Genomic DNA, 24,066 nt, shown 5'->3' on the forward strand with positions numbered 1-24,066 from the left:
TGCGCTACTTTTTATTTACGCTTCTTTTTAATAAATGAAAAGGCTAAAGCTGTAATTAAAATACTGCCTTTAATGATATCTTGTGCATAATAAGGGACATTCATCATTGTGAGGCCATTTAATATAATTCCGATTAATACCGAGCCGAGGAATGTTCCGACTATATTTGGTTTCTTGGCACCGAACATTGCGTAACCGATATAGGCAGCTGCAACTGCATCCATTAATAATGGGGCACCAGCTGAAACTTGCCCTGTTCCAATGCGGCTACATAGAATAATGCCGCCAATAGAAGCTAGTAAACCGCTAATCATATAAGCGTACACACGGTAACGATCGGTAGGAATACCAGCTAGTCTAGCAGCTTCTCGATTTCCACCTGTCATATAAAAGAAACGACCGTACGTTGTTTTTTCTAAAAATAGATGTGCAATTAAAACGACGATAAGCATGATAATGACAGGGACTGGAATTCCTAACACGGAACCTTGGCCGATAAATAAAAAGGATGGAATAAAATGTCCTTTAGCCTCAGACATACCCTCATAAATAGAAGATCCTTTTGAAAATGTTAAGTGCAGTCCATTAACGATATACATGATACTTAATGTAGCTAGTAAATCTGGTAGTTTAATTCGGATAACGAGTAGGGCATTACATAATCCAACTAATAACCCGCAAAGAATAGGAACAAGGAGTGTAACTAATAGTTCTTGTCGATATAAAACGAGACAAGAAGAAGCGGCAATTGTTGCTACACTAGCCGTAGAGCCGACTGATAAATCAAATCCATCTACAATTAATGTAAAGGTAACACCGATCGCAAGTAACGTTACGATAGAAATAGAACGTAAAATATCACTAATATTGTTGTATGTTAAAAAAGAATCATTGACGATAGAGAAAAAAATTGTAACACCTATAATAATAGCGATTGTACTAAATTGATAAAAAAGATGAGTAGGTAAATATAGTTTCTTAGTTTTCGTTTTATGAACGAGATTCAATGGAATAACTCCCTTCAGATAAATGTAAAAGCTGTTCAGGAGATAGTTCGTTTGGTAAGTATTCACCTACAAATTCTCCGTTTGCCAGTATAAGAATGCGATCAGCGATATGTAGTGCTTCATCTTGTTCTCCTGTGAAATAAATTACGGAACTTCCGTTTTCTGTAATGCTGCGAATGAATTGAAAAATGTCTTGTTTCGCAGCTATGTCTACACCTTTAGTTGGTTCGTCCAAAAGAAATAGATTAGGTTTGAATCCACCCCACTTTGCAATTGAGACTTTTTGTTGGTTTCCACCGCTAAGTGAATGAATAGAGGCTTTTGGATTATTTGGTGAAATACCGAAAGAAGAAATTGCTGTAGTAGCATTATTTAATTCGGTTTGTTTTCGTCTCCAACCTGATTGGTGTAAATTTGTGTGACCTATAATATCTTCTGCAAGAAATACGCCTTGTTTTCTTCTTTCTTCGGGTACAAGTGCGATTTTCGCTTTAATCGCATCTCGTGGTGTTTTAATCGTTATTTTTTGACCGTCTATTTCTGCGTGATAAGTATGACGAGCGCCAAATAACGTTTCAGCAAGGGTTGTTTTTCCGCTTCCAATTAATCCGTATACCACAATAGTTTCTCCTTTTCGTATTGTAAGAGAAAGGTGAGAATGGTCTTTGTGTAATGGAAGTTCTTGTACTTTAAATAATTCTTCGCTTCCGCGTTTTGGTGCTGTATTAATAGGGAGTGTAAGTTGTTTTCCAGTCATTGCTTCCACAATTTGCTGATCTGTAATCTTTGTAGTAGCTTCAGAAAGTGCAACTTTACCGTTATGTAATACAGTTACATCATCCGCGAAATTTCTAATTTCTGATAAACGATGAGAAATTAAGATGATACCAATGCCTTTTGATGTTAAATCTTTTAATAGTTTCCCAAAGGCTTCAACTTCTTTCGGTCCAAGAGAAGAAGTGGGTTCATCTAATAAAAGATAATTTGTATTATTAGATAAAGCTCTTGCAATAAGAAGTAACTGTTTTTCGTGTAACGAGCAGTTTGAAACATCTTCTGAAACATTTAAATCTATCTGTACAGATTGCAAATATTGTTTGGCGAGCGCAACCAATTTTGACTTTGAAAATAGTGCTTTGTTTTGCATTGCTAAATGATCGATTAGTACATTTTCTAAGATAGATAATCCAGGAATAAGTCCGTGATCTACTTCTTGTGTGACGAAAGAAATACCATGCTTTTTCGCATCTCGTGGTGAAGCAAAGGAGGCAGATTGATTATCGATTTTTATATCGCCAGCAACTGGTTGGATTTCACCAGTTGCTATTTTTAGTAAAGTACTTTTTCCTGCCCCGTTCATTCCTAGTAGGGCATGAACTTTTCCCTTTTGAATATGAATAGAAACATTTTCTAGAACAGGCGTAGCCACATGATAAGAATGTGAAATATTTTGAAGAGAGAATGTCATTATTTTTTCTCCTTCTCTAATTTTTTCATCCAAGGGGAATATGCATCTTTTGAGTCGCCCCAACCGTTTATGTGTTTTGATAACTGATCCATTGTTATATTTTCTTTTGGTAAATTATTTTTCTTTACTAAATAAGGTTCTAGCGAATAAATATCTGGCGTTTGTTCACCAGCAATTTTTTTGTATAAGAATCGTACTTGAACTTTCCCTACTTCAGCTGGATCAGTTGCAGCTGTAGCAGCCCAAGGTGAGTTTTCTTTTTGCATGAGCTGCAAATCTTCATTACTTAAGTCAATGCTATATACTTTTATATCTGTACGACCAGCTTGTTCAAGTGCTTTAACAGCCCCTTTAGCAAACTCATCCCATGGAGCGAAAATAGCTTGTAAATCTCCTTTTTTTGGATATTTTTTTAGTAAAGCTTCTACTTGTGTTTGTGTATCAAGCGGTGTGTTATTACTAGCAGTACCGAATCGTGCAACTTCCTTTATATTTGGATAACGTTTATAAAAAGCATCAATGATAACATTGCGACGTTCCATTGGAGCAAATCCGCCAACCCATACGACTGCGATATTTCCTTGGCCATTCAAATCTTCTGCTAATGTTTTTAATGATTTCCATGCAAGACTATAGTCATCTTGATCAATAATCGTTACACCTGGTAAGCGTAGATCGTTATCAAAGGCCACTACGGGAATGTTTGCTTGTAATGCTTTTTCTACTCCGGGTTTTAATGCTTCAGAGCGGCCGTGATCAATTAAAATACCATCCACTTTTGAATTAATAGCGGTATCTAAATTTGCCGCCATTTTTGCTAAATCGTTATCAGAATTGTAGACTTGTACACTGCCGCCAAATAGCTCGATTTGTTTTTTGACGCCCTCAATATATTGAGAGGAAAAAGTTCCGATAGACATTTGCATAATTAATGCGATTTTTAATGGTTTCTTCACTTTGCTTGGAATTTCTGTTTGTAAGTGGTTCTCTACTGTTGTAGTTGCCTTTTTCGCAGTTTGTTGCTTTTGTGAAGCGATAGCATCTTGTTCATTTGTACAAGCTGTTAATGTAAATAAGAGAAAAATAAGTACGATGGAACATAATTTTTTCATAAAAAAATCCCTCCTAAACTAAGAAGAGAGGGGAGGGAGTGAAAATAAAAAACGCCTTTTCATATAGAAAAGACGTCTTATCATATTACTCTTATCTTTCAACACAACGTGTTGTAAGAATTAGCACCGTGCCCATAAATGGGTCGGTTGCCGGGCTTCGTAGGGCTCATCCCTCCACCTGCTCTTGATAAGACATCGAATATTCAACTATTTCGAATTATTCCACAAGTTTGAGGTGTTGTCAAATGATTTTTTTTATAAAAAAAATCCCTCTTTATGAGGGATTTTAATGTGGTAAGAAAATTAATTGATAAGCGAACAAGATTCCGAATACATACACAAGTGGGTGAACAGAACGGAATTTACCTTTTGCCACTTTCATAAGTGGGTATGAAATAAATCCAAGTGCGATACCTGTTGCGATACTTGATGTAAGTGGCATGCTTAAGATTACTAAGAATGCTGGGAATGCTTCATCAAATGCGTCCCAATCGATGTGGCGAACTGAACCCATCATAAGACTACCAACGATAATTAATGATGGTGCGGTAATAGCTGATACACCAGAAACGGCACTTACTAATGGTCCGAAGAATGCTGCTAGTGCGAATAGAACAGCTACTGTAACAGTTGTTAAACCAGTACGACCACCGGCAGCAACACCAGCAGATGATTCAATGTAAGCTGTTGATGGTGTTGTTCCGAACATGGAACCGATTGTTGCTGAGAATGAATCAGATAGAAGAGCTCGTCCTGCTTTTGGAAGCTTTCCGTCTTTCATAAATCCACCTTGTTGAGCTACACCAAGTAGTGTACCTGTTGTATCGAATAGTGTAACAAGGAAGAATGAGAATACAACGCCGTATAATCCGTAGTTAATTACGTCAGAAACAGCAGTAATTGGATTTGAAACGATAATTCCTTCTGGTAATCCAGGCATTGATGTAACACCGTTTGAGAATGATAATTGTCCTGTGAAGAAAGCGATAATACCAGTTAATAGCATACCGATAAATAGTGCACCATTTACATTTAAAGACATAAGGACAATAGTAATTCCAAGTCCAGCTAATGCTAGTAGAACTGGAGCAGAATGAAGATCACCAAGTCCAACTAGGTTTGCATCATTTTTTGTAACGATACCAGTTAAACGTAAACCGATAAAGGCGATGAAAAGACCGATACCAGCAGTAATTGCATGTTTTAAGTTTTCAGGAATTGCTTCCATTAATTTTGTACGGAAAGATGTAAATGATAACAAAATTAAAATCATACCTGCTACGAATACAGCAGAGAATGCAATTGCGAAAGTCATGCCTTCATGAGCTTTTACAACAGAGTAAGAGAAGTAAGCATTTAATCCCATACCTGGCGCGATTGCGATTGGTAAGTTTGTAAAGATTGCCATAAATAATGTTCCGACAACAGCAGCAATAATTGTTGCTGTAAATGCTTGTTCAAATGGAACACCTGCATCCCCAAGGATGACAGGGTTTACGACAATAATATATGCCATTGTTAAGAAGGTAATAATACCTGCCATAATTTCAGTTTTAATAGAAGTTTTATGTTTTGAAAGGTTAAACATATAAACATCCTTTCTGTTTACGAATAATTTTCACAACAGTTATATATAATATTCGTTTTTTAACTATTTTGCAATAGTTTTGCATAAAAAGTTTATAACAATTCATATTTTGTGTCTTAAATTCGAATATTAATCGTAAAACGATGTGTGAATTTCAGTTTTTTATTGTGCACATGATAAGGAAAAGGAGTTGAAAGAAGCTATGCCACAGCAAAAAAACTTTATAACAATGCCTGCGCAACATCAAAATAAGCAGCCTGGTATTGAATCATTAATGAGCCCTCTGCCGCAGTTTGAAGATCCAAATTATAAAGGAAGTGAAAAGTTAAAAGGAAAGAATGTGTTAATTACAGGAGGAGATAGTGGTATCGGACGAGCAGTTTCCATTGCTTTTGCAAAAGAAGGAGCAAATATTGCAATTGCTTATTTAGATGAGGAAGAAGATGCAAGTGAGACGAAACAACGTGTTGAAAAAGAAGGAGTAAAGTGTGTGTTGTTACCGGGGGATTTAAGTAATGAACAGCATTGTAAAGATATTGTGGAAGAGACTATTTCGCAGCTAGGTAGTTTAAATATTTTAGTAAATAACGTTGCACAGCAATATCCGCAGCAAGGGCTAGAGTATATTACAGCAGAACAGCTAGAAAAAACATTTCGTATTAATATTTTTTCTTATTTTCACGTTACGAAAGCAGCACTTTTTCATTTGAAGCAAGGGGATGTCATTATAAATACGGCATCTATCGTTGCATATGAAGGAAATGAAACGTTAATTGATTATTCTGCAACGAAAGGAGCAATCGTAGCTTTTACAAGATCACTTTCTCAATCGTTAGTACAAAAAGAGATTCGTGTAAATGGTGTTGCGCCGGGACCGATTTGGACACCGCTTATTCCATCGAGCTTTGATGAGAAGAAAGTCTCTCAGTTTGGAAGTAATGTCCCGATGCAAAGGCCTGGTCAACCATATGAGTTAGCGCCGGCATACGTATATTTAGCGTCTAACGATTCTTCTTATGTTACTGGACAAATGATACATGTAAATGGGGGCGTTATTGTAAATGGATAGTTTTCATTTATAAGAGCAAAGTAAAGTTAATTACAATTATTATGGTGAGCGCTAAGGGGGGATATAGGTGAAAAAGATATGTTTCGTCTTACTATTATTTTTCTTCCTACCGGTTAGTGCTTTTGCTGCTACAGATCACTTAATATTAGTGAACCTTACGACGAATCAGCTGTCTTTCTTTGAGGATGGGAACTATACGAAAACATTTCCGATAACGACTGGAAGAGATCGTACACCTACGCCTGAAGGTAACTTTTGTATTATAACTAAATTTAAAAATAAAGAATACCATCGAAAAAAAATACCTGGGGGTGCACCAAACAATCCTCTCGGTACGAGGTGGTTAGGGCTGGATAAAAAAGAATATGCGATTCATGGAACGAACCGAGAATGGACGATTGGAAGTAGGGAATCAAATGGGTGTATTCGCATGCATGACCGGGATATACAATGGTTATATGACCGAGTACAATTACAAACAAAAGTAATCATTTCTCGTTTTCATACGAGCCCCGAATATGAAGCGAATAAGCTTGGTTATCGAGTTGTGAGCTGGAATGGTCGAAAAATGGAAGAAGAACAAATTGGAATGCTTACGTTAGTAGATCGTTTAAATATATATTGGCAAGAACCAAATGGACAGTTAACAAAAGTGAAAATGGTATTGCCGAATGAAAGATATCCGGTGTACTCGAAACGAAAAGATGGAATATATTATATAGGAAACAATTTGTATATTATGGATGAAACAGGAGAAAAAATCCGTTATGAGCAAATTCCTTCTTCGACTTTAAGTAATATATATAAACGGAAATATAATGTTCCATAATGGCTACCGTATTATAGACGGTAGCTTATTTCTACTTAGAGTTTAACTGCAACTATTGTATTTTGCTGAATATAATACAGTACAGATAGGGGGCGGTGATATTATGAAAAGTGAATTTGCGTTTAAAATTTTCTTAGTAACGACCTGTTTATTTATCGTGTATTTATATGCGTTTCTCGTCTTTTCTTTTTATGTTCCATATGTCGATTTAATATTGTTCTTCGGTTTTATTTGGGCATTTGTGAAAGCGAGGGAAGGGGAGAAGAGTATATATCGGCGCATCACTTTATGTGGGACGGCCGTTCTAGTTATTTTGTACTTTTTTATTATGCATGATTTTTGGAGGGGAATGTAAAAAAGCATACGATTAATCGTATGCTTTTTATGTTTAATGTTTAGGCTTAAATGTATGACAACAAGTCTCTACACTCGTTGCTACAGAACTTTCTAGCGTCTCGTTTGTTAAAACCGCGCCTGTATAAGAATCATTTGTATTCGGACCAGCTTCTTGTGCATCTGGTTGAACAATGATTGAACTCGCTTGACAAAAGTTACCTTGTCCCCAAAATGAGCAATTGGAAACAGAGCATTTTACTTCTGGCATAAAATCCCCTCCTTATACATTAGTGTGGGATTTTACGCCCATTTCATGTGTAGAAGGAGTTTCCTTTTCTCGTTACTTTTTCGTTTGTTCAAGCCATTCTTTTAATTTATCTTTCGGCTGTTCACCGCTAATACGGCTCACTTCTTTGCCATCTTTAAAATGAATGATGGTTGGTGTACCTTGAATTTTATATTCATCCCAAGGAGCATCTAATTTTTCAATATCCATAACTTTCATATCAACGTTCAAGTCTTTAGCCATCGGCACTACGACAGGAGATAATTTTTGGCAATGAACGCAAGATGTTTGATAAAAGTATACTGTTTCTTCTTTTTTCTCTTTTAAGTTCTTTTGAAGATCTGAAAGAGAGATTTTATTTGTGTAGTAGTCAGGACCATCTGTTTGACTACCAGTAGCATTATCAATTTTTTGGCTAGTAGCGTTTTTTTCTTCCATTTGTGTGACAGCGAAAATTGCTACGAACAAGGCGATAATAATACCACCAAATATAAGCATTTTTTTCATTCTTTCATCTCCTTATTTGTTTTTGATAACAATAAAGCTACAAACCGCGATAGTAATAAAGCCGATAAGTGCTAGAAACGGGATTGTCACAAAACCGAACCAGTTTATGTATTCTCCCGTACAAGGTACACGACCACAAGCTGCTCCAGCAGCTGAAAATGCTGCGACTTTTTGAATTGCATAGTGATATAAAGAAATACAAGCGCCAATAGTTGCGATTGGTAAAGAATAACTTGCGATGCGATAGTCTTTCTTTGCTACAGCAATACCAAGCCATAAAACGAATGGATACATAAAAATGCGTTGATACCAACAAAGGACACAAGGCTCAAATTTCATAATTTCGGAAAAGTACAGACTTCCTAGTGTAGCGATAAAAGAAGCTCCCCATGCGGTAAGTAAAGCATATTCTTGCTTTTTTTCTCGTCCCATATTTTATACCTCTCTTATAATAGTTACATACTAAATTATAGTATGAAGTGGTATGGAAAAGAAAGAAAAAATATGTTTATCAATAAAAGTTTTATAAGAGGAAACTTTTATTAGTATTAATATTTTAAAAAAGCGCCATTCTCCTAAAGAGAATAGCGCTATATTTTACATTTGAATTTGCTCTACTTCTTCTACATGTGACTTTTGGGATGCGTGGTCAATATATTGAAATAGGAGCTGCAATTGTTTGTCAACTTCTGGTAGTTCTTTGCTGTATTGATAAGCGTGTAAAAAATGCTCAATACGCTTAGAAAATAATTGATCGTTCGTTTGAACCATTAGAACGAGTAGTTTGTCCCAATTACAGCAATACGTGTAATAGAGAGCTTTATCATAGTCATTATATGTTTGCACTGTGTACCCTCCTTACCGAGAGTTATATATAGTGTGTGACAAGTAAGGGGAAATACACTTGAAAGAATTTGTTAAGAAAAAAAGTGAATGAAAAGAAAAAAACGAGGAGTTTCCTCGTTCTTTAAGCCTTTGGCATTGGCGTAGGTGTTGGCTTGCCATAGCCTTCTTTGTATTTATTGTCGATATAGTTACGAATTTCGAGTGTTGATTTTCCTTTTTGTTTCATCGAAGCTGATTCCACGGCGATTTCTAGGCAATTGACGCAAGTCGTTGCGTGGGAATCCCAAACAACTTCACCATTCTTTTTAATTTCACGAATAAAGCAGTTTTTATTATTTTTATGTCCTACACTTTCACCGCAACCGCAGTAACATGGAATCCAATCTAATAGCTCTGCATTTTGTCCAGCTACAGTGTAAATGTCTTTCATTTGTGGATCAAGCTTGTCTAAAAAGGTTGGAAGTGTGTCGACGCCTTTTGTTTTTTCTTGAATGTCAGCTTGCTGCGTGTGCGATGCATGGTCATGCTCTTCTTTTTTTGATTCAGAAGATTTTTTGTCATTTGTACCAGTACTTCCGCATCCAGCAAGAATTAAGCTTAGTACTGCAAGTAAAGAAAATACATACTTTTTCATTCGCTTGTCCCCTTTACAAATGTATTAATCAAATTGTATCAAATATCATGGTGCGTTTGGTGAAGATTTTTTCGACTGATTTTTGAAACGCCAACGTAGCGAATGGAATAGAAATAAAATTGGGATATAAGCGTATACAATATATAAACCAGCTTGAGACAGTACTGTATTTAATGTATTGATACCTTCACGGTTTGTGAAAAATAAGGATGAAATAAATATAGCAGCGATAAAAAATGGCAGTGTAATGTTAAATGGTATGCGAAAAGATTTTTTACTAATGCAACAAGAAGACCAAATCGTTAAACAAAGATTAGGTAAAATAATAAGATACCATAGGAAAATAATAATGTACTCGAACCTTTGAATGAAAGGAACTTTAATAATTTTTAGCATCGTTAATGTTGGCCAAATTGTATGATGTAATTGTCCTTGGCTATAGTACATAAGAGACACAAGCGCTAATATTACGTATAGAATGGTTGTAAAAGCAATACCACCGTGCGCCCATTTATTTACCGATTTTCCTTTTTTAATAAATGGATAAAAAATAAGGATTGCTTCAAATCCAAGAAATTCTAATGCAGATGCTTTAGCTGCGGTTAGAATGTCTACAGGTGAATGAGTGAGAATTGGGAAAATGTTCCGAACATGTGCGTATTTCATCGGGAAAACTAAGAAAAGTAGTACGAAAATCGGTATGATGACGCCCCAAAAACATATTCCTGTTACAGAACGAAAGCCGCCTTTAATTATGTAATAAGCTACAAGTAAAAATAGTAAAGTTAATTTCCACGGTTTAATTGTAGGAAAGACCCAAACTTGAATAACTTCAATATACGTACGAAGAACAGTAAGGCAAAATAATAAAAGGTATGCGGCAAAGCATACAGAAAAAAATGTTCCAATCCACTTTCCGAAACATGTCGTATGGATATTCATTAAATCATTATCTTTTTCTAACATTTTCAGCATGCAAAATAACACGATATGGGTTGCGATACCTGCGACAATAAGGGAAATCCAGGAATCATAACCGGCATATTGTGCAATAATTCTTTGGTATCCTAACACACCTACTCCGATTTGAAGGGAGTGTAATAAAAGGAATGTGAAATAAGGGGAAACAGTATGTGTTTTATCTTGTTCAGCCATTATAGCACCTCACTATTCTCCAATACCAGATTGCACGACATTGATTTGCACATGAACAGAAACGTCTACGTTAGGGTACATTTCTTGAATTTGTTTCATGCTCCATTTTCTTGAATGACTACGAATTTCTTCACGTATACCTATTGGATCAACTTCTTTTTCTTGGAATTGTTTTATTAATTCGTTTAAATGTTTCTCAAGTGTTTTTTCTACATGTTTTTTTACGTAAGTTATATTTTCATTCTTTGCTAAATCGAGCCAGCTGGGAGCATTTTTTATCAGTCCATTTAATTTTAAATGAATGTTAATTTTTGGAGTGTCACCAGTATCGGAGAGGTAACAAACGCTCTTTCCGGATAAATTTTGAGTGGCAATTAATCCTTTATGACTACCTTGTTGTATTGGAACTTCATAGCGCCCATTTTTAGTTGGATTAATGAGTAATTTTAATAAAAACGATCCTTTTTTATCTGTGTACATAACCACTTTATCCTTTTTTAAAAAAGCGAGTCCTTTAATGGAAGCGGATTTGTCTTCATCAACTTTCATATAAGGAAGAAATGGATCGCATCCTGATGAATAAAAGTTATACAAGAAAATATTTAAAGCGGTCCGAGGAATCGTCTCATTTTCTATATTTTGTTCAAGCAAATCAGAAAGATATAGTGATCCATTTGTTTTAACATGTTTGAGAAGTTTTTCAGTTAAACCGTCTACGAGTGCTAGCTGTACATCCCGGCCAATGTTAGGATCACGCTGTAAATTGTTAATAATGTCACCAATTCCATGTTCGCCAAAGGATTTTCCAAAAAGTACAACACGCATTTGACCTACGGCGATTGTATGAGGTGATTTTGCATTTAGCCGTGAAGAAATCGTTTCAATTGTACCTGCAGTAGTGGACTGAGTTTCTGGCTCCGATTGAACACCTTTTGTGTAATCCGGATATAAAATCGTCCCGCGGAATTGTTTATCTTTCGTTATATCAAATCCACCTACATGAATCATTCGTTGCGTGTCTACTATATTTGGCTGTGTACAACCAGATTGGAAAATTAAAATGATAATGGAAAAGCATAATAAAATATTTTTCATTGCTCCTCACCGTCACGTTTTTCTTTCGCTTTGTTTGGGTCATAGCGCCATTTCTTTTTCGGTCTCAGAAAAGATGCACGCGCTGCTGTTTGACTAAATGGCAAACGAAGGAGACCCTCTGCGGTTCCTAACCCGCGGAATGGGTATAAAGGTAATAAATAAGGTGATCCAAGTGATTTAAGGCGAATTAAGTGAGCTAATATGAATACGAATCCGACAATGAGACCTAGGCCACCAAATGCTCCAGCTAAAATGATGAGTGGAAATCGTAATATCCGGATAGTAGAAGACATTTTTACTGTCGGTGTTGTAAAAGAAGCGAGTGCAGATAATGCTACTGCAATTAATAAAATGGTACTCGTTAAGGCAGCCTCGACAGATGCTTGTCCGATTACAATTCCTCCAACAATACCAATTGTTTGACCGACTTTAGTTGGTAAACGTGCTCCAGCCTCGCGAAGTAATTCAATTGTAATTTCTAAAAAGAGTGCTTCCAAAACAGGTGGAAATGGTACGTTAGCTCTAGAATAAATAATAGGACCAAGTAAATCAGCCGGAATCATTTGATAGTGATATGTTAATACAGCAGTGTAAATGGCTGAAGAGAATAGAGAGAACGCTGCTCCAAAAAAACGAACCAATCTAAGAAATGAGCCCGCTATCCATGGTAAATAATAATCTTCTGGTGAGACGAAAAAATCGAGTAATGTCGCTGGGCCAGCTAATGCATACGGTGAACCATCTGTTAAAATAACGACCCCTCCATTAAGTAATGCATAAACGGAGCGATCTAAACGTTCTGTAGGTAATAAAACAGGAAAGGGGGAGTTGCTATTATCACTAATAAACTGTTCAACCATAGTTGCATCGAAAGGGACATCAAAATCGATATCTTGTAGACGTTGCAGTGCAGTATTAATATGTTGTTTGTTTGTGATTTCTTCCATATAAGCAACTGCTACTTTTGTTTTTGATATAGATCCAACTTGGACTTCTTTAAAAATTAACTGCTCGGTTACAATATTTCGGCGTAGTAAATGTATATTTATATCAATGTTTTCAACGAAGCCAACTTTTGGTCCGATAACGCTATATTCGTTTTCGGTATCATTTGCTAATCGGGTACCCAACACGTTACTTTCTGCGCGTACGAGTGCATATTCCTTCATTGTTGCATCACTTTTTCGTTCTATAAGTACATATCCACCTAACAATTTTTCACGAACATCATTAGTGGAAGGATTAATCATAATATCTTCAATGGATATAACATTTATTAAATCATTTATACTGTGAATGTTTTCTAGTTCTCTTTTTAGAGGTGTTAAAATGAATTGTTTAACAATGAGAGATTCTACAGTTGATTTATAATAAAATAAACAGAGAGTGTCTTCTTGATCGATGCTATAAGACACGAAGTCCATCGATTCTTTCATACTTTTTATGAATTCTGGAACAGAACAGACTGGTTTATGTTTTTGTTTTTTTGATGATAAACGAAACATTTTCTCACCCCTAACATACGTCATTTACTTGTGTTAGTTTTTGGGAAAGACGGGAATTTATACTTCAAAGTTGAAAGTTTATAAAGAAAAGGAAGAGTAGTGAATACCTCTTCCTTTTTGGCGTGTTAATTTGTTTTCTTTTCTTTAATAGACTTCACTAATTTCATCATTTCTGCTCGTATATCTCCTCTTTTTACATTTAATTTTTCGGCAATTTGTTTAATGTCCATTCCATCTTTTTTCATTTTTAATACATCATCAAGAGGGGTATTGCTTTTTTGAGAGATGATTGTTAACACAGTAAGGTGACGCAATTTGATGTTATATTCTTTCATTTTTTGTTTTAGCTGATCCGGTGTGGATTTTTGCATAGTTGCTAACTGTTGTAGTAGTGCTTGCTTTGTTTCTTTACTCATATGATGCTTTTTCAGCTTACTTGGATCTACACCGAAATGCTCGGCGGTTTTCTCCCAAGATTTATTTTGCTTATAGTAAGCTAAAACGTCTTTTATTTCTTTTTTACTGATTCTTGCAATGTGAGCAGCTCGCCAAATTTCATGTTTGTTGTAGCCGAGTTTTTCTAGCGATTGCATTTCTTCTTCTGAAATTGGTTTGTGATGATGCATTGTTACTTCTTTTGGCGTAGCAGCGGACGTAGGGAAGGTGGATATTCCGCATAATAATGCTGCCATAGTCATACTTACTGCGATTTTTTTGTACATGTAAACTCCTCCTAGACGGATAATGTGGAAAACTGTACACATATCATTTCCATAAAATGTGAAATACTTGTGAACAAGTTAAGTTTTTTTATTCACAGCATGAAATGACGTTTTTAGAAGTTTTCCAACATAAAACATTGATTAATAGTAAAAAACTAAGGTATAATCGAAATTGAAAATCAATATCAATACTAACAATAAACTTATACATATAGATAAAAATAAGGGAGAGATAAATATGACTACATATACTTCCATCGCTAATGTGATTAAAGAAAGACGCTCTGTTCGTACATTTACAGATAAAGCAGTAGAAAAAGATTTATTAATTGAGCTATTAAACGATGCAACATGGGCACCAAATCATCAACACCGTGAACCATGGAATTGTAAATTATACATTGGAGAAGGACGCAAGAAATTAGTGGATGCAGTATTAAACTCTTTCACAGAAGAAGAAAGAGCGAAACGCGGTAAAATTTTATCAGATCGTTTCTTAAGCACGCCTGCACAAATCGTTGTATATATAAATGAAGATCCACGTCAAATTCAACGTGATGAAGATTACGCTGCAACATGTGCATTTATGCAAAACTTCCAACTTCTTGCTTGGGAACGCGGATTAGGTTGCGTTTGGAAATCAGGCGGATTAAACTACAATCCATTATTTATAGAAGGAATCGGTTTAACAAGAGGCCAACGTATCGTTGGAATTCTTCATATCGGCTATTTCGATAAGGCACCAGAAGGAAAAGCTCGTACTTCGATTACGGAGAAGATGGAGATTATTGAAGGTTAATAGATGAGACATTCTCGTTTTTACGGGGGTGTCTTTTTATTATGCAATCAATCCTCATGAAAGCTTGTTCCCCATCATACACTTTCTTAAGGGAAAGTGTAAGGAGGGAAAATAATGAGAGCAAGTGATGATAAAGCACTGCAATATGCGATTGCAGAAATTACGGAAATTGCGACTGGATTTGGTCTTGATTTTTATCCGATGCGTTATGAAATATGTCCAGCGGAAATTATTTATACATTTGGTGCATATGGGATGCCGACGAGGTTTTCACATTGGAGTTTTGGAAAACAATTTTTCAGAATGAAATTACAATACGATTTAGGACTTAGTAAAATATACGAACTCGTTATTAACTCTGATCCATGTTACGCCTTTTTATTAGATACGAACTCGTTAATTCAAAACAAATTAATTGTAGCACACGTTTTAGCACACTGTGACTTTTTCAAAAATAATATTCGTTTTTCAAATACGAAGCGAGATATGGTAGAGAGTATGGCGGCAACAGCGGACCGTGTGAAAGCATATGAGCATAAGTATGGAAAAGCAGAAGTAGAAACATTTTTAGACGCTGTACTTGCCATTCAAGAACATATTGATCCGTCGCTTATGCGTCCGAAACTTGCGTGGAGTATCGATGATTTAGAAGAGGAAGAAGTAGAAAAGAAAAAGGCATCGCAATACGATGATTTATGGAATTTAGATAACCGAAATAAAAAGCAGGAACGATCTAATATACGTAAAAAGAAGAAAATCCCGCCGCAACCAGAGAAAGATTTACTCCTCTTTATTGAAGAATATAGCCGTGAGCTAGAAGATTGGCAACGCGACATATTAACGATGATGCGCGAAGAAATGTTATATTTCTGGCCGCAGCTTGAAACGAAAATCATGAACGAAGGCTGGGCGTCCTACTGGCATCAACGCATACTTCGTGAAATGGACTTAACATCTGATGAAGCAATTGAATTTGCGAAATTAAATGCAGGTGTTGTACAGCCATCAAAAACAAGCATTAATCCATACTACCTCGGTATTAAAATGTTTGAAGATATTGAAGAACGGTACAACAATCCGACAGAAGAAATGAAACGAAGAGGCGTAAAACCAGGATCTGGCCGTGATAAAATCTTTGAAGTACGCGAAATTGAATGGGACGTATCATTCCTAAGAAACTACTTAAATAAAGAACTTGTCATGAGAGAAGATATGTACTTATTCCAGCGCCAAGGAAAAGAATATAAAGTAATAGATAAAGAATGGGAACATGTGCGTGATCAACTCGTAAATATGCGGACAAATGGTGGGTTCCCGTACTTAGTAGTAGAAGATGGAGACTACTTAAAGAACGGAGAATTATACATTAAACATAGTTACGAAGGAATCGAGCTCGATTTAAAATACTTAGAAAAGGTATTGCCATATCTTCATCAGCTATGGGGAAGAACGGTGCATATGGAGTCCATTGTGGAGAGTAAGGGCGTTGTGTTTTCTTATGATGGGAAGATGGTGCATCGGAAGTATGTGTGAGGGGAAGAACGGACATAGGATACTGTGTCCGTTCTTTTTATTTAAAACAGGAAAAATATGCTATTCTTAAGGGGGATTTAAAAAGGGGACGATTCAAATGAGCAAAGTAGGGGTATGGAAGGTGGATATTACGCCGCCTTTAGGTATTGATTTTGTCGGATATCATAGAGAGACAGGAATAAATAATATTGAAGAGCGTATTTACGGGACAGTCTTTGTATTTGAAAAAGATGAAATGAAGACTGTGTTTATAAGCATTGATAATATCGGTATGTTAGTAGAAGATACGAATATGATTCGTGAACGAGTAGCGAGTGAGCTTCATGTGCCATTTGAGCGAATAACAGTTGTTTATACACATACACACTCTGGTCCGGAAACTGTTGGTGAGCAACCTTTAGTAAAGTCGTATAAGACGATTTTAGTAAGTAATATAGTGTACGGTGCTGTTACTGCAAATAATAACTTGGAGCTATGTGAAGTTGGCTGGGGTGTTACGACAGGTGATATTGGGATCAACCGAAGAGAGAGAACATCTGATGGAAGAGCAAAGATGGGAACAAATATAGAGGGTGTTGTAGATAAACGAATTGGCATGTTAGCAATAAGAAATGCTGAAACGAAGGAGCTATCTGGGATTATAGTATTTTGTACTGCGCATCCGAATGTTTTAAAAGGTGATAGCGATGTATTATCAGCGGATTATCCTGGAATGACGAGGGAGATTCTTGAGGAAATCGTAAACTGTCCTGTTATTATTGTGCAAGGAGCTGCTGGTAATGTAAATGCGAAGTATCGCGGTTCAAGAGAAGCATTAAAGAAAATGGCTTACACACTTAGTGGACATGTATTAACGATGTTGCCAACAGTTACATATAGCTCAATTGTAAATTTAAGAACAGTTTCGAGTACGATGCAAATGAAATTGAAAGATATTCCTGAAATGAATGAGATACGAAGCATGGCTCAATTGGCGGAGAAGCAGTGGGGTGTGAATACGGATGAATGGCTTACTATCGTTTTAGAGAAATATAAGCAAGGTATTCGGAAGTTACGTATTGATTTAGAAGTTCAACTGTTTCAAGTTAATGATGGTATGTTCTCTGGTATACCGATGGAACCTTTTTCAGAGACTGCGTTAGAAATGAAAGAGTGTCTTCAAAATGAACTAGCTTTCTTTGGTGGATATATGAATGGATATATTGGTTACTTACCGACAAGGGAAGAGTTTGAATATGGTGGATATGAAGTGGAATTAAGCCCTGTTGTGTATGGACCGGTTACGAATTTATTGATGCCACCGGGGGAGAATACTGCGGAGTTGGTTGTGAAGAGAGTTATGGAATTATATAACGCGTAAAAAATATATTCAGTAGAATAAAATTTAAAGAAATTAATGATTTTTAATACAGCTATAGAAAAACGAATCCATTTTGAAGAAGATGAATCAAAATGGATTCGTTTTTTGTTTACCAGACAGGTCGTATATTTGATGATAACTTCTCTGTATTTTCTTTAGTAACGAATGTTGTTAAATCTTCTTTTAGCATCTGCATTCGTTCTGTACCTATGTTTTCAATCCATCGCTGTTCTATTTCAGCTACTATTTCTTCTTTTGCTCTCATTACTGACAAACCACGTTCGGTTAAAACGATGATTTTACCTCTTTTATCAGTAGGATGTGTTTTGCGTGTAACGTAGCGATTACTCTCAAGAGAATCCACCATTTTACTTACAGCTTGTTTGGAAATCCCCAAATACTCAGCTAGCTCTATACCAGTTGCCCCATTAGGAAGGATGCGTTTGAACATAAAACCATGTGCTGGCCTAATATCTTCAAATCCTAATTCACTTAATTTGTCATGTAGCTCAGTGATTAATGTGCTAAATGATAATGATAAAAGCGATGTAAGATCTAACTCGTTGAATGTTTGATCCATGTATATAACCTCCGCGTTTGTAGTCAATTAAGTTGACTATATGTAATACCTATTGTACTATGTATAATATAGTCAATCAAATTGACTATATTATGTTGGTAGAACAAATAATGATTTATATAATATAGAATCAATGGAGGTTTCACATGGTTAATATCGTGAAAATTAGAGGGAGTGTATTTGCACCGTATGCATCGCTGGAACCTATTAAGGACCCTGCAACAGGAAGAGTGTTTGAATATGCTGGAGATGCACGTGAGTTTACACCACAAGCTGTGAACACAAAGCGTTCAAGGTTAGAACAAGAAGTAAATATTGATTTTTATAAAAGAGAAATTTTCACATATGCAGATGCTTGTATCGTCACCGTGAAGATTACAAATCCAGATGGCTCAATTGAGTATCAAAAGGGAGAAACAAGTACAGAAAATATTGTATGTACAAATATTGTATGGAGTGAAGATGAAGTTTCATTTGAAATGAGAGCAAGTGCAAGTAATCCTTTAAACGCAGCAGCACCTGCAGCTGATTATTTTTTGACTATACGAGCTAATGAAAATGGTACTGTGAATATTGAAGGTGTACATGATGGTTTCCCTTGCTATGAATTTTATAAACAAGTAGATTTTGGTTCGTTTGAATTAATATATATACATGATTTTAGAGAAACAAATGATACTCCAGCAGCACTAGCTGGAGAGATGGAATATAGCTTTAAAACGACAGTCTAAACATAAATATAGCGCTATTTTTTAGAAGGAAATAGAAAAGTAAAAGAGAAATCTATTGGTTTTAGGATTGAAATTATGGTCTGTTTTATTTAATAAGCATTCAGTATCTAAAATAAAATTATAGAGGTGTTTCTTATGACTAATATCGTGAAAATTAGAGCCAGTGTATTTATTCCAATGTCTTGGACTGAGGCTAAGAAGGATATGGAAACAGGAAAAGTAATTCAATTCGAAGGTGATTCACGTGAATTCACACCGTATGCGGTAAATGCGATGCGCTCTAGAGTTGAGCAAGAGGTAGTAGTGGATTTTTATAAAGAAGAAGTGTTTTCATATGCGAACACGGGTATTACGACAGAGAAGGTTACGAATCCAGATGGTTCTGTGAATAAAAGAACAGGAAAAGCGAGTACAGAAAATATTGTGTGCACGAATATCGTATGGAATCCTGGTGGTGTGCAATTTAAAATGAGTGCGAGTGCAAGTAATCCATTAAATATATATGCACCTCCTGTAGATTATTTATTACATGTATGTGTGAAAAAGGATGGTAGTATTGATATTCAAGGAGAGCATGATGGATTCCCTTGTTTTGAATTTTATAAGCAAGTAGATTTCGATTCATTTGAAAAAATATATACACATGATTTTAGAGAAACTGGTGATACAGCTGCAGCACTAGGCGGGAACATGGAGTATAGTTTTACAAAGAGATTATAGGAAGTATGAAAATGGAACGATGGATTGCTTCATTCGTAAAGAACTTGGAGATATCTAAGTTCTTTTTTATTTGTTTCAAATTTGTGAAAGAAAGACATATTGATTGAAATTAAATTTTTTATACTCTATCATATACCCATACAGGTATAGGTTTTTGTGGTACATGAGAAAATTAAATAATATGGAGGTTTAAAATATGTCCAGAAAAATAGTTGTAGTAGGCGGAGTTGCTGGCGGGGCATCAGTAGCTGCAAGGCTTCGTCGTTTAAGTGAGGAAGATGAAATTATTATGGTTGAACGCGGTGAATATATTTCATTTGCAAATTGTGGATTGCCGTATTATATTGGCGGTGTCATTACAGAAAGACAAAAATTATTAGTACAAACGGTTGAAAAGATGTCAAAGCGTTTTAATTTAGATATACGTGTATTGAGTGAAGTGGTAAAGATTAATAAAGAAGAGAAAACAATTACTATAAAGAATGTAACTACAAATGAAACATATAACGAGGAATATGATGTTTTAATTCTTTCACCAGGGGCGAAACCAATTGTTCCACCTATTCCGGGGATTGAAGAAGCGAAGGCGTTATTTACGTTACGAAATGTACCTGATACAGATCGTATAAAAGCGTATATTGATGAGAAGAAACCACGTCATGCGACGGTTATTGGTGGTGGATTTATTGGAGTGGAAATGGTTGAGAATTTAAGAGAACGTGGGATTGAAGTTACTCTTGTAGAGATGGCGAATCAAGTGATGCCATCAATCGATTATGAAATGGCAGCATATGTACATGAACATATGAGAAATCACAATGTTGAGCTTGTTTTTGAAGATGGCGTAGATGTGTTGGAAGAAGACGGGGCTGTTGTGCGCTTAAAAAGTGGCTCAGTTATAAAGACAGATATGATTATTTTAGCAATTGGTGTACAACCAGAGAGTAGTTTAGCGAAAGACGCAGGATTGACATTAGGGGTTAGAGGAACGATAAAGATAAATGAGAAATTTCAAACGTCGGATCCACATGTATATGCAATTGGTGATGCGATTGAAGTGAAAGATTTTGTTACAGAAACAGAAACGATGATTCCTTTAGCGTGGCCAGCTAATCGTCAAGGTCGCATGTTAGCGGATATTATTCATGGTCATACGGATTCTTTATATAAAGGTACGATGGGAACTTCTGTAGCTAAAGTTTTTGATTTAACAGTTGCTTCGACTGGAGTAAATGAGAAAATATTAAAACGATTAAATATACCCTATGAGGTAGTACATGTACAGGCAAATTCTCATGCGGGATACTATCCGAATGCTACACCCGTGCTAATAAAATTAATTTTTAATAAAGATAGTGGGAAAATTTATGGAGCGCAGGCATTAGGACGTGATGGTGTAGATAAGCGTATTGATGTTATCGCAACGGCAATAAAAGCAAATTTAACTGTAATCGATTTACCGGATTTAGAATTATCATATGCCCCGCCATACTCTTCTGCAAAAGACCCATTAAACATGGTAGGGTATGTGGCAAGTAATATAGTAGATGGTTTTGTGGACACAGTGCAATGGCATGAAATAGATCGTATTGTTGAAAATGGTGGGTACCTTATTGATGTTCGAGAACCTAATGAACTAAAACAGGGAATGATTAAAGGCTCTATTAATATTCCGTTAGATGAATTACGTGATCGTTTGGATGAAGTGCCAATGGACAAAGAAATATATATCACTTGTCAACTTGGTATGAGAGGGTATGTTGCAGCGCGTATGTTAATGGAAAATGGGTATAAGGTAAAGAATGTAGATGGTGGTTTTAAATTGTATGGGACAGTATTGCCAGAACGTGTTGCATATTGATGTTTTTCATCTTCTACTTCAAGATTTAGTGGAAGATGAAAACCTATAGATTAAGGTTTTACTTTTTGTTTTGCGAACATATAAGGTGAAAATTAAAAATAGGGGTTTACAAAATACCTGCGGGGGTATAATATATTGTCATAAGTTATAAATGGTGACATAATGGTAATGAGGTGATTATAGGATGGAATATAATCAAGATATGAAAAATAGATTGAAACGTATTGAAGGTCAAGTTCGTGGCGTGCTTCGTATGATGGAAGAAGGAAAAGATTGCCGAGAAGTTATTACACAGTTAACGGCATCTCGTTCTGCCCTTGATCGTACAATTGGACTCGTTGTTGGAACAAATTTAGAGCATTGTTTACGTGAACAGTTTGAAAGTGGCAATGGTTCAAATGAAGAGTTAATTAAAGAAGCTGTTCAATTACTTGTAAAAAGCCGATAATCTGTCAAACGTAAGTGTTGACAGATTTTCAAAAACATTTTAATATACCCCTACAGGTATATGTATATAAGTTGTGGAGGAATGGATTATGAGTATAAAAGTGGATATGGGTTTAGACTGTAAAGGTTTGGCTTGTCCGATGCCGATTGTGAAAACAAAGAAGGCGATGGAAGGATTGGCACCAGGGCAAGTGATTGAAGTTAAGGCAACAGATAAAGGATCTACGGTAGATATAAAAAGTTGGGCGAGTAAAGTAGGACATCAATATATCGGGACGAAACACGAGGGTGATGTATTGATGCATTATGTTAGGAAAGCAAACGAGCATGAAGTGAATGAAGTTGTGAAATATCCTCATACAATTACGAATACAGAATTACAGTCTACATTGTCACGTGGCGAAGAGTGCATTGTATTAGATGTTCGTGAAGCAGCAGAATTTGCTTTTGGTCATATTCCATCGGCCATTTCGGTGCCATTAGGTGAACTAGATCGTGCAGTATTAGATGAGACGAAGCAAATTTATGTTGTTTGCCGAACTGGTAACCGCAGTGATGTAGCTTGCCAAATGCTGAAAGAGAAAGGTTTTTCAAATGTAAAAAATGTTATTCCAGGTATGGTAGAGTGGCAAGGGAATATAGAGAATTAAATTTTTTTAAATTAAAATATACCTCAGGGGGTAAGAAGATGAGCGTTAAATCATTACAAGCAAAAGATGTGGCAGAGAAAGTTTTATTCGGAGAGTTATTCATTTTAGACGTTCGGAATGAGGGGGACTATGAAGATTGGAAAATCGAAGGAAAACAAATCTCATCTATAAATAAACCGTATTTTGATTTGCTAGATGGTGTAGATCATATTGTAAGTGAATTACCTAAAGATAAAGATGTTTTAGTAGTATGTGCAAAAGAAGGGTCTTCTATATTTGTGGCAGAGCAATTAACAGAGGCTGGATTAGAAAATATTTATTATTTAGCTGGTGGTATGAAGGCTTGGAGTGAATATGTAAGGCCGTTAAAAGTAGGAGATGTACAGGGCGGAGGAAGTATATACCAATTTAACCGTCTTGGAAAAGGTTGTTTATCTTATATGGTCGTTTCAAATGGTGAAGCAGCAGTTATTGATGCAGTAAGAACAGTTGAAGCGTACGAAAATTTTGCGAAAGAGCATGCTGTTACGATTACGAATGTAATGGATACACACTTACATGCAGACCATATTTCTGGAGGGCGTAAGTTAGCTGAAAAAGTCGGTGGTACGTATTGGTTACCTCCAAAAGATGCAGAGGAAGCCGTTTTCTCATACGAACCGCTTGTAGAAGGATCTATTATTACGGTGGGGGGTACCAAAATTGAAATTGACGCGTTATACTCACCAGGGCATACGATTGGCAGTACGTCATTTATTGTAGATGATTCCTATTTATTATCAGGCGATATTTTATTTGTAGATTCAATTGGGCGTCCAGATCTTGCTGGGAAGGCTGAAGATTGGGTGAGTGATTTACGAAATACGTTATATACACTGTATCAGGAACTGTCTCAAGATTTAATTGTTTTACCAGCTCATTATTCAAAAATAAGTGAAATGGATGAAAGAGGCATTGTGAGTGCGAACTTACAAGATTTATTTAAAGAGAATGTAGGATTAAATATTGCCGATGAAGTAGAGTTTCGTAAAATTGTGACAGAGAACTTACCGCCACAGCCAAATGCATACGAAGAAATCCGTCAAACGAATATGGGGAAAATTCATCCAAGTGTGGAAGAAGAGCGTGAAATGGAGATTGGTCCAAATCGTTGTGCAGTGCATGATTCATTATAAAGTGAAACTTTAATTAGTAGGGGGATCCCGGCTCTAACCCAATGTCTTTTA

The 24,066-nt window shown here is 36.0% G+C and carries 26 protein-coding genes and 1 riboswitch; of the genes, 12 read left to right on the plus strand and 14 right to left on the minus strand.

Annotated features, from left to right (window positions below; genetic code table 11):
• Window positions 1-11: 11 nt before the first annotated feature.
• From COK05_RS21730 to COK05_RS21745, 4 genes are all read right to left on the minus strand, one after another.
• Complete coding sequence (locus tag COK05_RS21730; RefSeq protein WP_098614210.1) at window positions 12-1,007, minus strand: ABC transporter permease; 996 nt, start codon at window positions 1,005-1,007, stop codon at window positions 12-14.
• On the minus strand, window positions 991-2,478 hold the full coding sequence (locus tag COK05_RS21735; protein ID WP_141539213.1) for a sugar ABC transporter ATP-binding protein: 1,488 nt from the start codon (window positions 2,476-2,478) through the stop codon (window positions 991-993). The genes COK05_RS21730 and COK05_RS21735 overlap by 17 nt, the downstream gene beginning before the upstream one ends.
• A complete protein-coding gene (locus COK05_RS21740) occupies window positions 2,475-3,587 on the minus strand; it encodes a sugar ABC transporter substrate-binding protein (RefSeq protein WP_098614212.1) in 1,113 nt (370 codons plus the stop codon). Before COK05_RS21740 ends, COK05_RS21735 begins: the two co-directional genes overlap by 4 nt.
• An 88-nt stretch (window positions 3,588-3,675) precedes the next feature.
• Window positions 3,676-3,781: riboswitch (SAM riboswitch) on the minus strand.
• A 92-nt stretch (window positions 3,782-3,873) separates the two neighbouring features.
• Entirely contained in the window at window positions 3,874-5,175 is a 1,302-nt protein-coding gene (locus tag COK05_RS21745) for an NCS2 family permease (RefSeq protein WP_087951414.1), read from the minus strand.
• 202 nt (window positions 5,176-5,377) lie between these two features.
• Here COK05_RS21745 and COK05_RS21750 point away from each other — a divergent pair, with 202 nt between their 5' ends.
• The 3 genes from COK05_RS21750 (at window position 5,378) to COK05_RS21760 (ending at window position 7,428) form a co-directional block, all read left to right on the plus strand.
• Window positions 5,378-6,244, plus strand: a complete 867-nt coding sequence (locus COK05_RS21750) for an SDR family oxidoreductase (protein ID WP_098614213.1) — start codon at window positions 5,378-5,380, stop codon at window positions 6,242-6,244.
• Between the two features lie 67 nt (window positions 6,245-6,311).
• Window positions 6,312-7,073 (plus strand): L,D-transpeptidase, encoded by a 762-nt coding sequence (locus COK05_RS21755; protein ID WP_098614214.1) that lies wholly within the window; start codon window positions 6,312-6,314, stop codon window positions 7,071-7,073.
• A 103-nt stretch (window positions 7,074-7,176) separates the two neighbouring features.
• Entirely contained in the window at window positions 7,177-7,428 is a 252-nt protein-coding gene (locus COK05_RS21760; RefSeq protein ID WP_098068385.1) for a hypothetical protein, read from the plus strand.
• A gap of 33 nt (window positions 7,429-7,461) precedes the next feature.
• On the opposite strand, the gene COK05_RS21765 is transcribed toward COK05_RS21760, so the two are convergent.
• From COK05_RS21765 to COK05_RS21805, 9 genes are all read right to left on the minus strand, one after another.
• On the minus strand, window positions 7,462-7,677 hold the full coding sequence (locus tag COK05_RS21765; RefSeq protein WP_098614215.1) for a DUF1540 domain-containing protein: 216 nt from the start codon (window positions 7,675-7,677) through the stop codon (window positions 7,462-7,464).
• A gap of 72 nt (window positions 7,678-7,749) precedes the next feature.
• Complete coding sequence (locus tag COK05_RS21770) at window positions 7,750-8,202, minus strand: thioredoxin family protein (RefSeq protein WP_098614216.1); 453 nt, start codon at window positions 8,200-8,202, stop codon at window positions 7,750-7,752.
• Between the two features lie 12 nt (window positions 8,203-8,214).
• A complete protein-coding gene (locus tag COK05_RS21775; protein ID WP_000532265.1) occupies window positions 8,215-8,634 on the minus strand; it encodes a disulfide formation protein C in 420 nt (139 codons plus the stop codon).
• A gap of 165 nt (window positions 8,635-8,799) precedes the next feature.
• Entirely contained in the window at window positions 8,800-9,048 is a 249-nt protein-coding gene (locus COK05_RS21780) for a YhdB family protein (RefSeq protein ID WP_001195459.1), read from the minus strand.
• A 121-nt stretch (window positions 9,049-9,169) separates the two neighbouring features.
• Window positions 9,170-9,682 (minus strand): PCYCGC domain-containing protein, encoded by a 513-nt coding sequence (locus COK05_RS21785; RefSeq protein WP_098614217.1) that lies wholly within the window; start codon window positions 9,680-9,682, stop codon window positions 9,170-9,172.
• A gap of 45 nt (window positions 9,683-9,727) precedes the next feature.
• Window positions 9,728-10,837 carry a GerAB/ArcD/ProY family transporter gene (locus COK05_RS21790; RefSeq protein WP_098614218.1) on the minus strand — a complete coding sequence of 370 codons (1,110 nt, stop codon included), beginning with the start codon at window positions 10,835-10,837 and terminating at the stop codon, window positions 9,728-9,730.
• Window positions 10,838-10,849: 12 nt separating this feature from the next.
• Window positions 10,850-11,932 (minus strand): spore germination protein GerYC, encoded by a 1,083-nt coding sequence (gene gerYC / locus COK05_RS21795; protein ID WP_098614219.1) that lies wholly within the window; start codon window positions 11,930-11,932, stop codon window positions 10,850-10,852.
• A complete protein-coding gene (locus COK05_RS21800; protein WP_098614220.1) occupies window positions 11,929-13,437 on the minus strand; it encodes a spore germination protein in 1,509 nt (502 codons plus the stop codon). The genes gerYC and COK05_RS21800 overlap by 4 nt, the downstream gene beginning before the upstream one ends.
• 125 nt (window positions 13,438-13,562) lie before the next feature.
• Window positions 13,563-14,159 carry a hypothetical protein gene (locus tag COK05_RS21805; protein WP_141539206.1) on the minus strand — a complete coding sequence of 199 codons (597 nt, stop codon included), beginning with the start codon at window positions 14,157-14,159 and terminating at the stop codon, window positions 13,563-13,565.
• A gap of 238 nt (window positions 14,160-14,397) precedes the next feature.
• Between COK05_RS21805 and COK05_RS21810 the strand changes: the two genes are divergently transcribed.
• The 3 genes from COK05_RS21810 (at window position 14,398) to COK05_RS21820 (ending at window position 17,851) form a co-directional block, all read left to right on the plus strand.
• Window positions 14,398-14,958 (plus strand): nitroreductase family protein, encoded by a 561-nt coding sequence (locus COK05_RS21810; protein ID WP_098614222.1) that lies wholly within the window; start codon window positions 14,398-14,400, stop codon window positions 14,956-14,958.
• 114 nt (window positions 14,959-15,072) lie between these two features.
• Window positions 15,073-16,491, plus strand: a complete 1,419-nt coding sequence (gene spoVR / locus COK05_RS21815) for a stage V sporulation protein SpoVR (protein ID WP_098614223.1) — start codon at window positions 15,073-15,075, stop codon at window positions 16,489-16,491.
• A 97-nt stretch (window positions 16,492-16,588) separates the two neighbouring features.
• Window positions 16,589-17,851, plus strand: coding sequence for a neutral/alkaline non-lysosomal ceramidase N-terminal domain-containing protein (locus COK05_RS21820; protein ID WP_098614224.1), 1,263 nt, complete (start codon window positions 16,589-16,591; stop codon window positions 17,849-17,851).
• A 109-nt stretch (window positions 17,852-17,960) separates the two neighbouring features.
• On the opposite strand, the gene COK05_RS21825 is transcribed toward COK05_RS21820, so the two are convergent.
• Complete coding sequence (locus COK05_RS21825) at window positions 17,961-18,431, minus strand: MarR family winged helix-turn-helix transcriptional regulator (RefSeq protein WP_098614225.1); 471 nt, start codon at window positions 18,429-18,431, stop codon at window positions 17,961-17,963.
• A 146-nt stretch (window positions 18,432-18,577) separates the two neighbouring features.
• Here COK05_RS21825 and COK05_RS21830 point away from each other — a divergent pair, with 146 nt between their 5' ends.
• The 6 genes from COK05_RS21830 to COK05_RS21860 all read left to right on the plus strand — a co-directional run bounded on the left by COK05_RS21830 (window position 18,578) and on the right by COK05_RS21860 (window position 24,015).
• Window positions 18,578-19,162 (plus strand): DUF3238 domain-containing protein, encoded by a 585-nt coding sequence (locus tag COK05_RS21830; RefSeq protein ID WP_098614226.1) that lies wholly within the window; start codon window positions 18,578-18,580, stop codon window positions 19,160-19,162.
• Between the two features lie 135 nt (window positions 19,163-19,297).
• Window positions 19,298-19,882, plus strand: coding sequence for a DUF3238 domain-containing protein (locus COK05_RS21835; RefSeq protein WP_000182102.1), 585 nt, complete (start codon window positions 19,298-19,300; stop codon window positions 19,880-19,882).
• Between the two features lie 196 nt (window positions 19,883-20,078).
• Window positions 20,079-21,743, plus strand: a complete 1,665-nt coding sequence (gene cdr, locus COK05_RS21845; RefSeq protein WP_098614227.1) for a CoA-disulfide reductase — start codon at window positions 20,079-20,081, stop codon at window positions 21,741-21,743.
• A gap of 184 nt (window positions 21,744-21,927) precedes the next feature.
• Window positions 21,928-22,191, plus strand: a complete 264-nt coding sequence (locus tag COK05_RS21850) for a metal-sensitive transcriptional regulator (RefSeq protein ID WP_000456202.1) — start codon at window positions 21,928-21,930, stop codon at window positions 22,189-22,191.
• Between the two features lie 88 nt (window positions 22,192-22,279).
• A complete protein-coding gene (locus COK05_RS21855; protein WP_098614228.1) occupies window positions 22,280-22,840 on the plus strand; it encodes a sulfurtransferase TusA family protein in 561 nt (186 codons plus the stop codon).
• Window positions 22,841-22,878: 38 nt separating this feature from the next.
• The gene (locus tag COK05_RS21860; RefSeq protein ID WP_098614229.1) at window positions 22,879-24,015 is read left to right on the plus strand and encodes an MBL fold metallo-hydrolase; all 1,137 of its coding nucleotides are present in this window, start codon (window positions 22,879-22,881) and stop codon (window positions 24,013-24,015) included.
• Window positions 24,016-24,066: the final 51 nt, after the last annotated feature.

The sequence above is a fragment of the Bacillus cereus genome (assembly GCF_002567495.1).
Taxonomy (GTDB): domain Bacteria; phylum Bacillota; class Bacilli; order Bacillales; family Bacillaceae_G; genus Bacillus_A; species Bacillus_A cereus_AQ.

Excerpts from the sequence above, each read along its gene's own strand:
- COK05_RS21860 (WP_098614229.1), top strand. The coding sequence starts at position 22,879 with ATGAGCGTTAAATCATTACAAGCAAAAGATGTGGCAGAGAAAGTTTTA.
- COK05_RS21800 (WP_098614220.1), bottom strand. The coding sequence starts at position 13,437 with ATGTTTCGTTTATCATCAAAAAAACAAAAACATAAACCAGTCTGTTCT.
- COK05_RS21810 (WP_098614222.1), top strand. The coding sequence starts at position 14,398 with ATGACTACATATACTTCCATCGCTAATGTGATTAAAGAAAGACGCTCT.
- COK05_RS21770 (WP_098614216.1), bottom strand. The coding sequence starts at position 8,202 with ATGAAAAAAATGCTTATATTTGGTGGTATTATTATCGCCTTGTTCGTA.
- COK05_RS21765 (WP_098614215.1), bottom strand. The coding sequence starts at position 7,677 with ATGCCAGAAGTAAAATGCTCTGTTTCCAATTGCTCATTTTGGGGACAA.
- cdr (WP_098614227.1), top strand. The coding sequence starts at position 20,079 with ATGTCCAGAAAAATAGTTGTAGTAGGCGGAGTTGCTGGCGGGGCATCA.
- COK05_RS21805 (WP_141539206.1), bottom strand. The coding sequence starts at position 14,159 with ATGTACAAAAAAATCGCAGTAAGTATGACTATGGCAGCATTATTATGC.
- COK05_RS21740 (WP_098614212.1), bottom strand. The coding sequence starts at position 3,587 with ATGAAAAAATTATGTTCCATCGTACTTATTTTTCTCTTATTTACATTA.
- COK05_RS21820 (WP_098614224.1), top strand. The coding sequence starts at position 16,589 with ATGAGCAAAGTAGGGGTATGGAAGGTGGATATTACGCCGCCTTTAGGT.
- COK05_RS21825 (WP_098614225.1), bottom strand. The coding sequence starts at position 18,431 with ATGGATCAAACATTCAACGAGTTAGATCTTACATCGCTTTTATCATTA.
- COK05_RS21835 (WP_000182102.1), top strand. The coding sequence starts at position 19,298 with ATGACTAATATCGTGAAAATTAGAGCCAGTGTATTTATTCCAATGTCT.
- COK05_RS21775 (WP_000532265.1), bottom strand. The coding sequence starts at position 8,634 with ATGGGACGAGAAAAAAAGCAAGAATATGCTTTACTTACCGCATGGGGA.
- COK05_RS21785 (WP_098614217.1), bottom strand. The coding sequence starts at position 9,682 with ATGAAAAAGTATGTATTTTCTTTACTTGCAGTACTAAGCTTAATTCTT.
- COK05_RS21790 (WP_098614218.1), bottom strand. The coding sequence starts at position 10,837 with ATGGCTGAACAAGATAAAACACATACTGTTTCCCCTTATTTCACATTC.
- COK05_RS21855 (WP_098614228.1), top strand. The coding sequence starts at position 22,280 with ATGAGTATAAAAGTGGATATGGGTTTAGACTGTAAAGGTTTGGCTTGT.
- COK05_RS21750 (WP_098614213.1), top strand. The coding sequence starts at position 5,378 with ATGCCACAGCAAAAAAACTTTATAACAATGCCTGCGCAACATCAAAAT.
- spoVR (WP_098614223.1), top strand. The coding sequence starts at position 15,073 with ATGAGAGCAAGTGATGATAAAGCACTGCAATATGCGATTGCAGAAATT.
- COK05_RS21850 (WP_000456202.1), top strand. The coding sequence starts at position 21,928 with ATGGAATATAATCAAGATATGAAAAATAGATTGAAACGTATTGAAGGT.
- COK05_RS21745 (WP_087951414.1), bottom strand. The coding sequence starts at position 5,175 with ATGTTTAACCTTTCAAAACATAAAACTTCTATTAAAACTGAAATTATG.
- gerYC (WP_098614219.1), bottom strand. The coding sequence starts at position 11,932 with ATGAAAAATATTTTATTATGCTTTTCCATTATCATTTTAATTTTCCAA.
- COK05_RS21830 (WP_098614226.1), top strand. The coding sequence starts at position 18,578 with ATGGTTAATATCGTGAAAATTAGAGGGAGTGTATTTGCACCGTATGCA.
- COK05_RS21760 (WP_098068385.1), top strand. The coding sequence starts at position 7,177 with ATGAAAAGTGAATTTGCGTTTAAAATTTTCTTAGTAACGACCTGTTTA.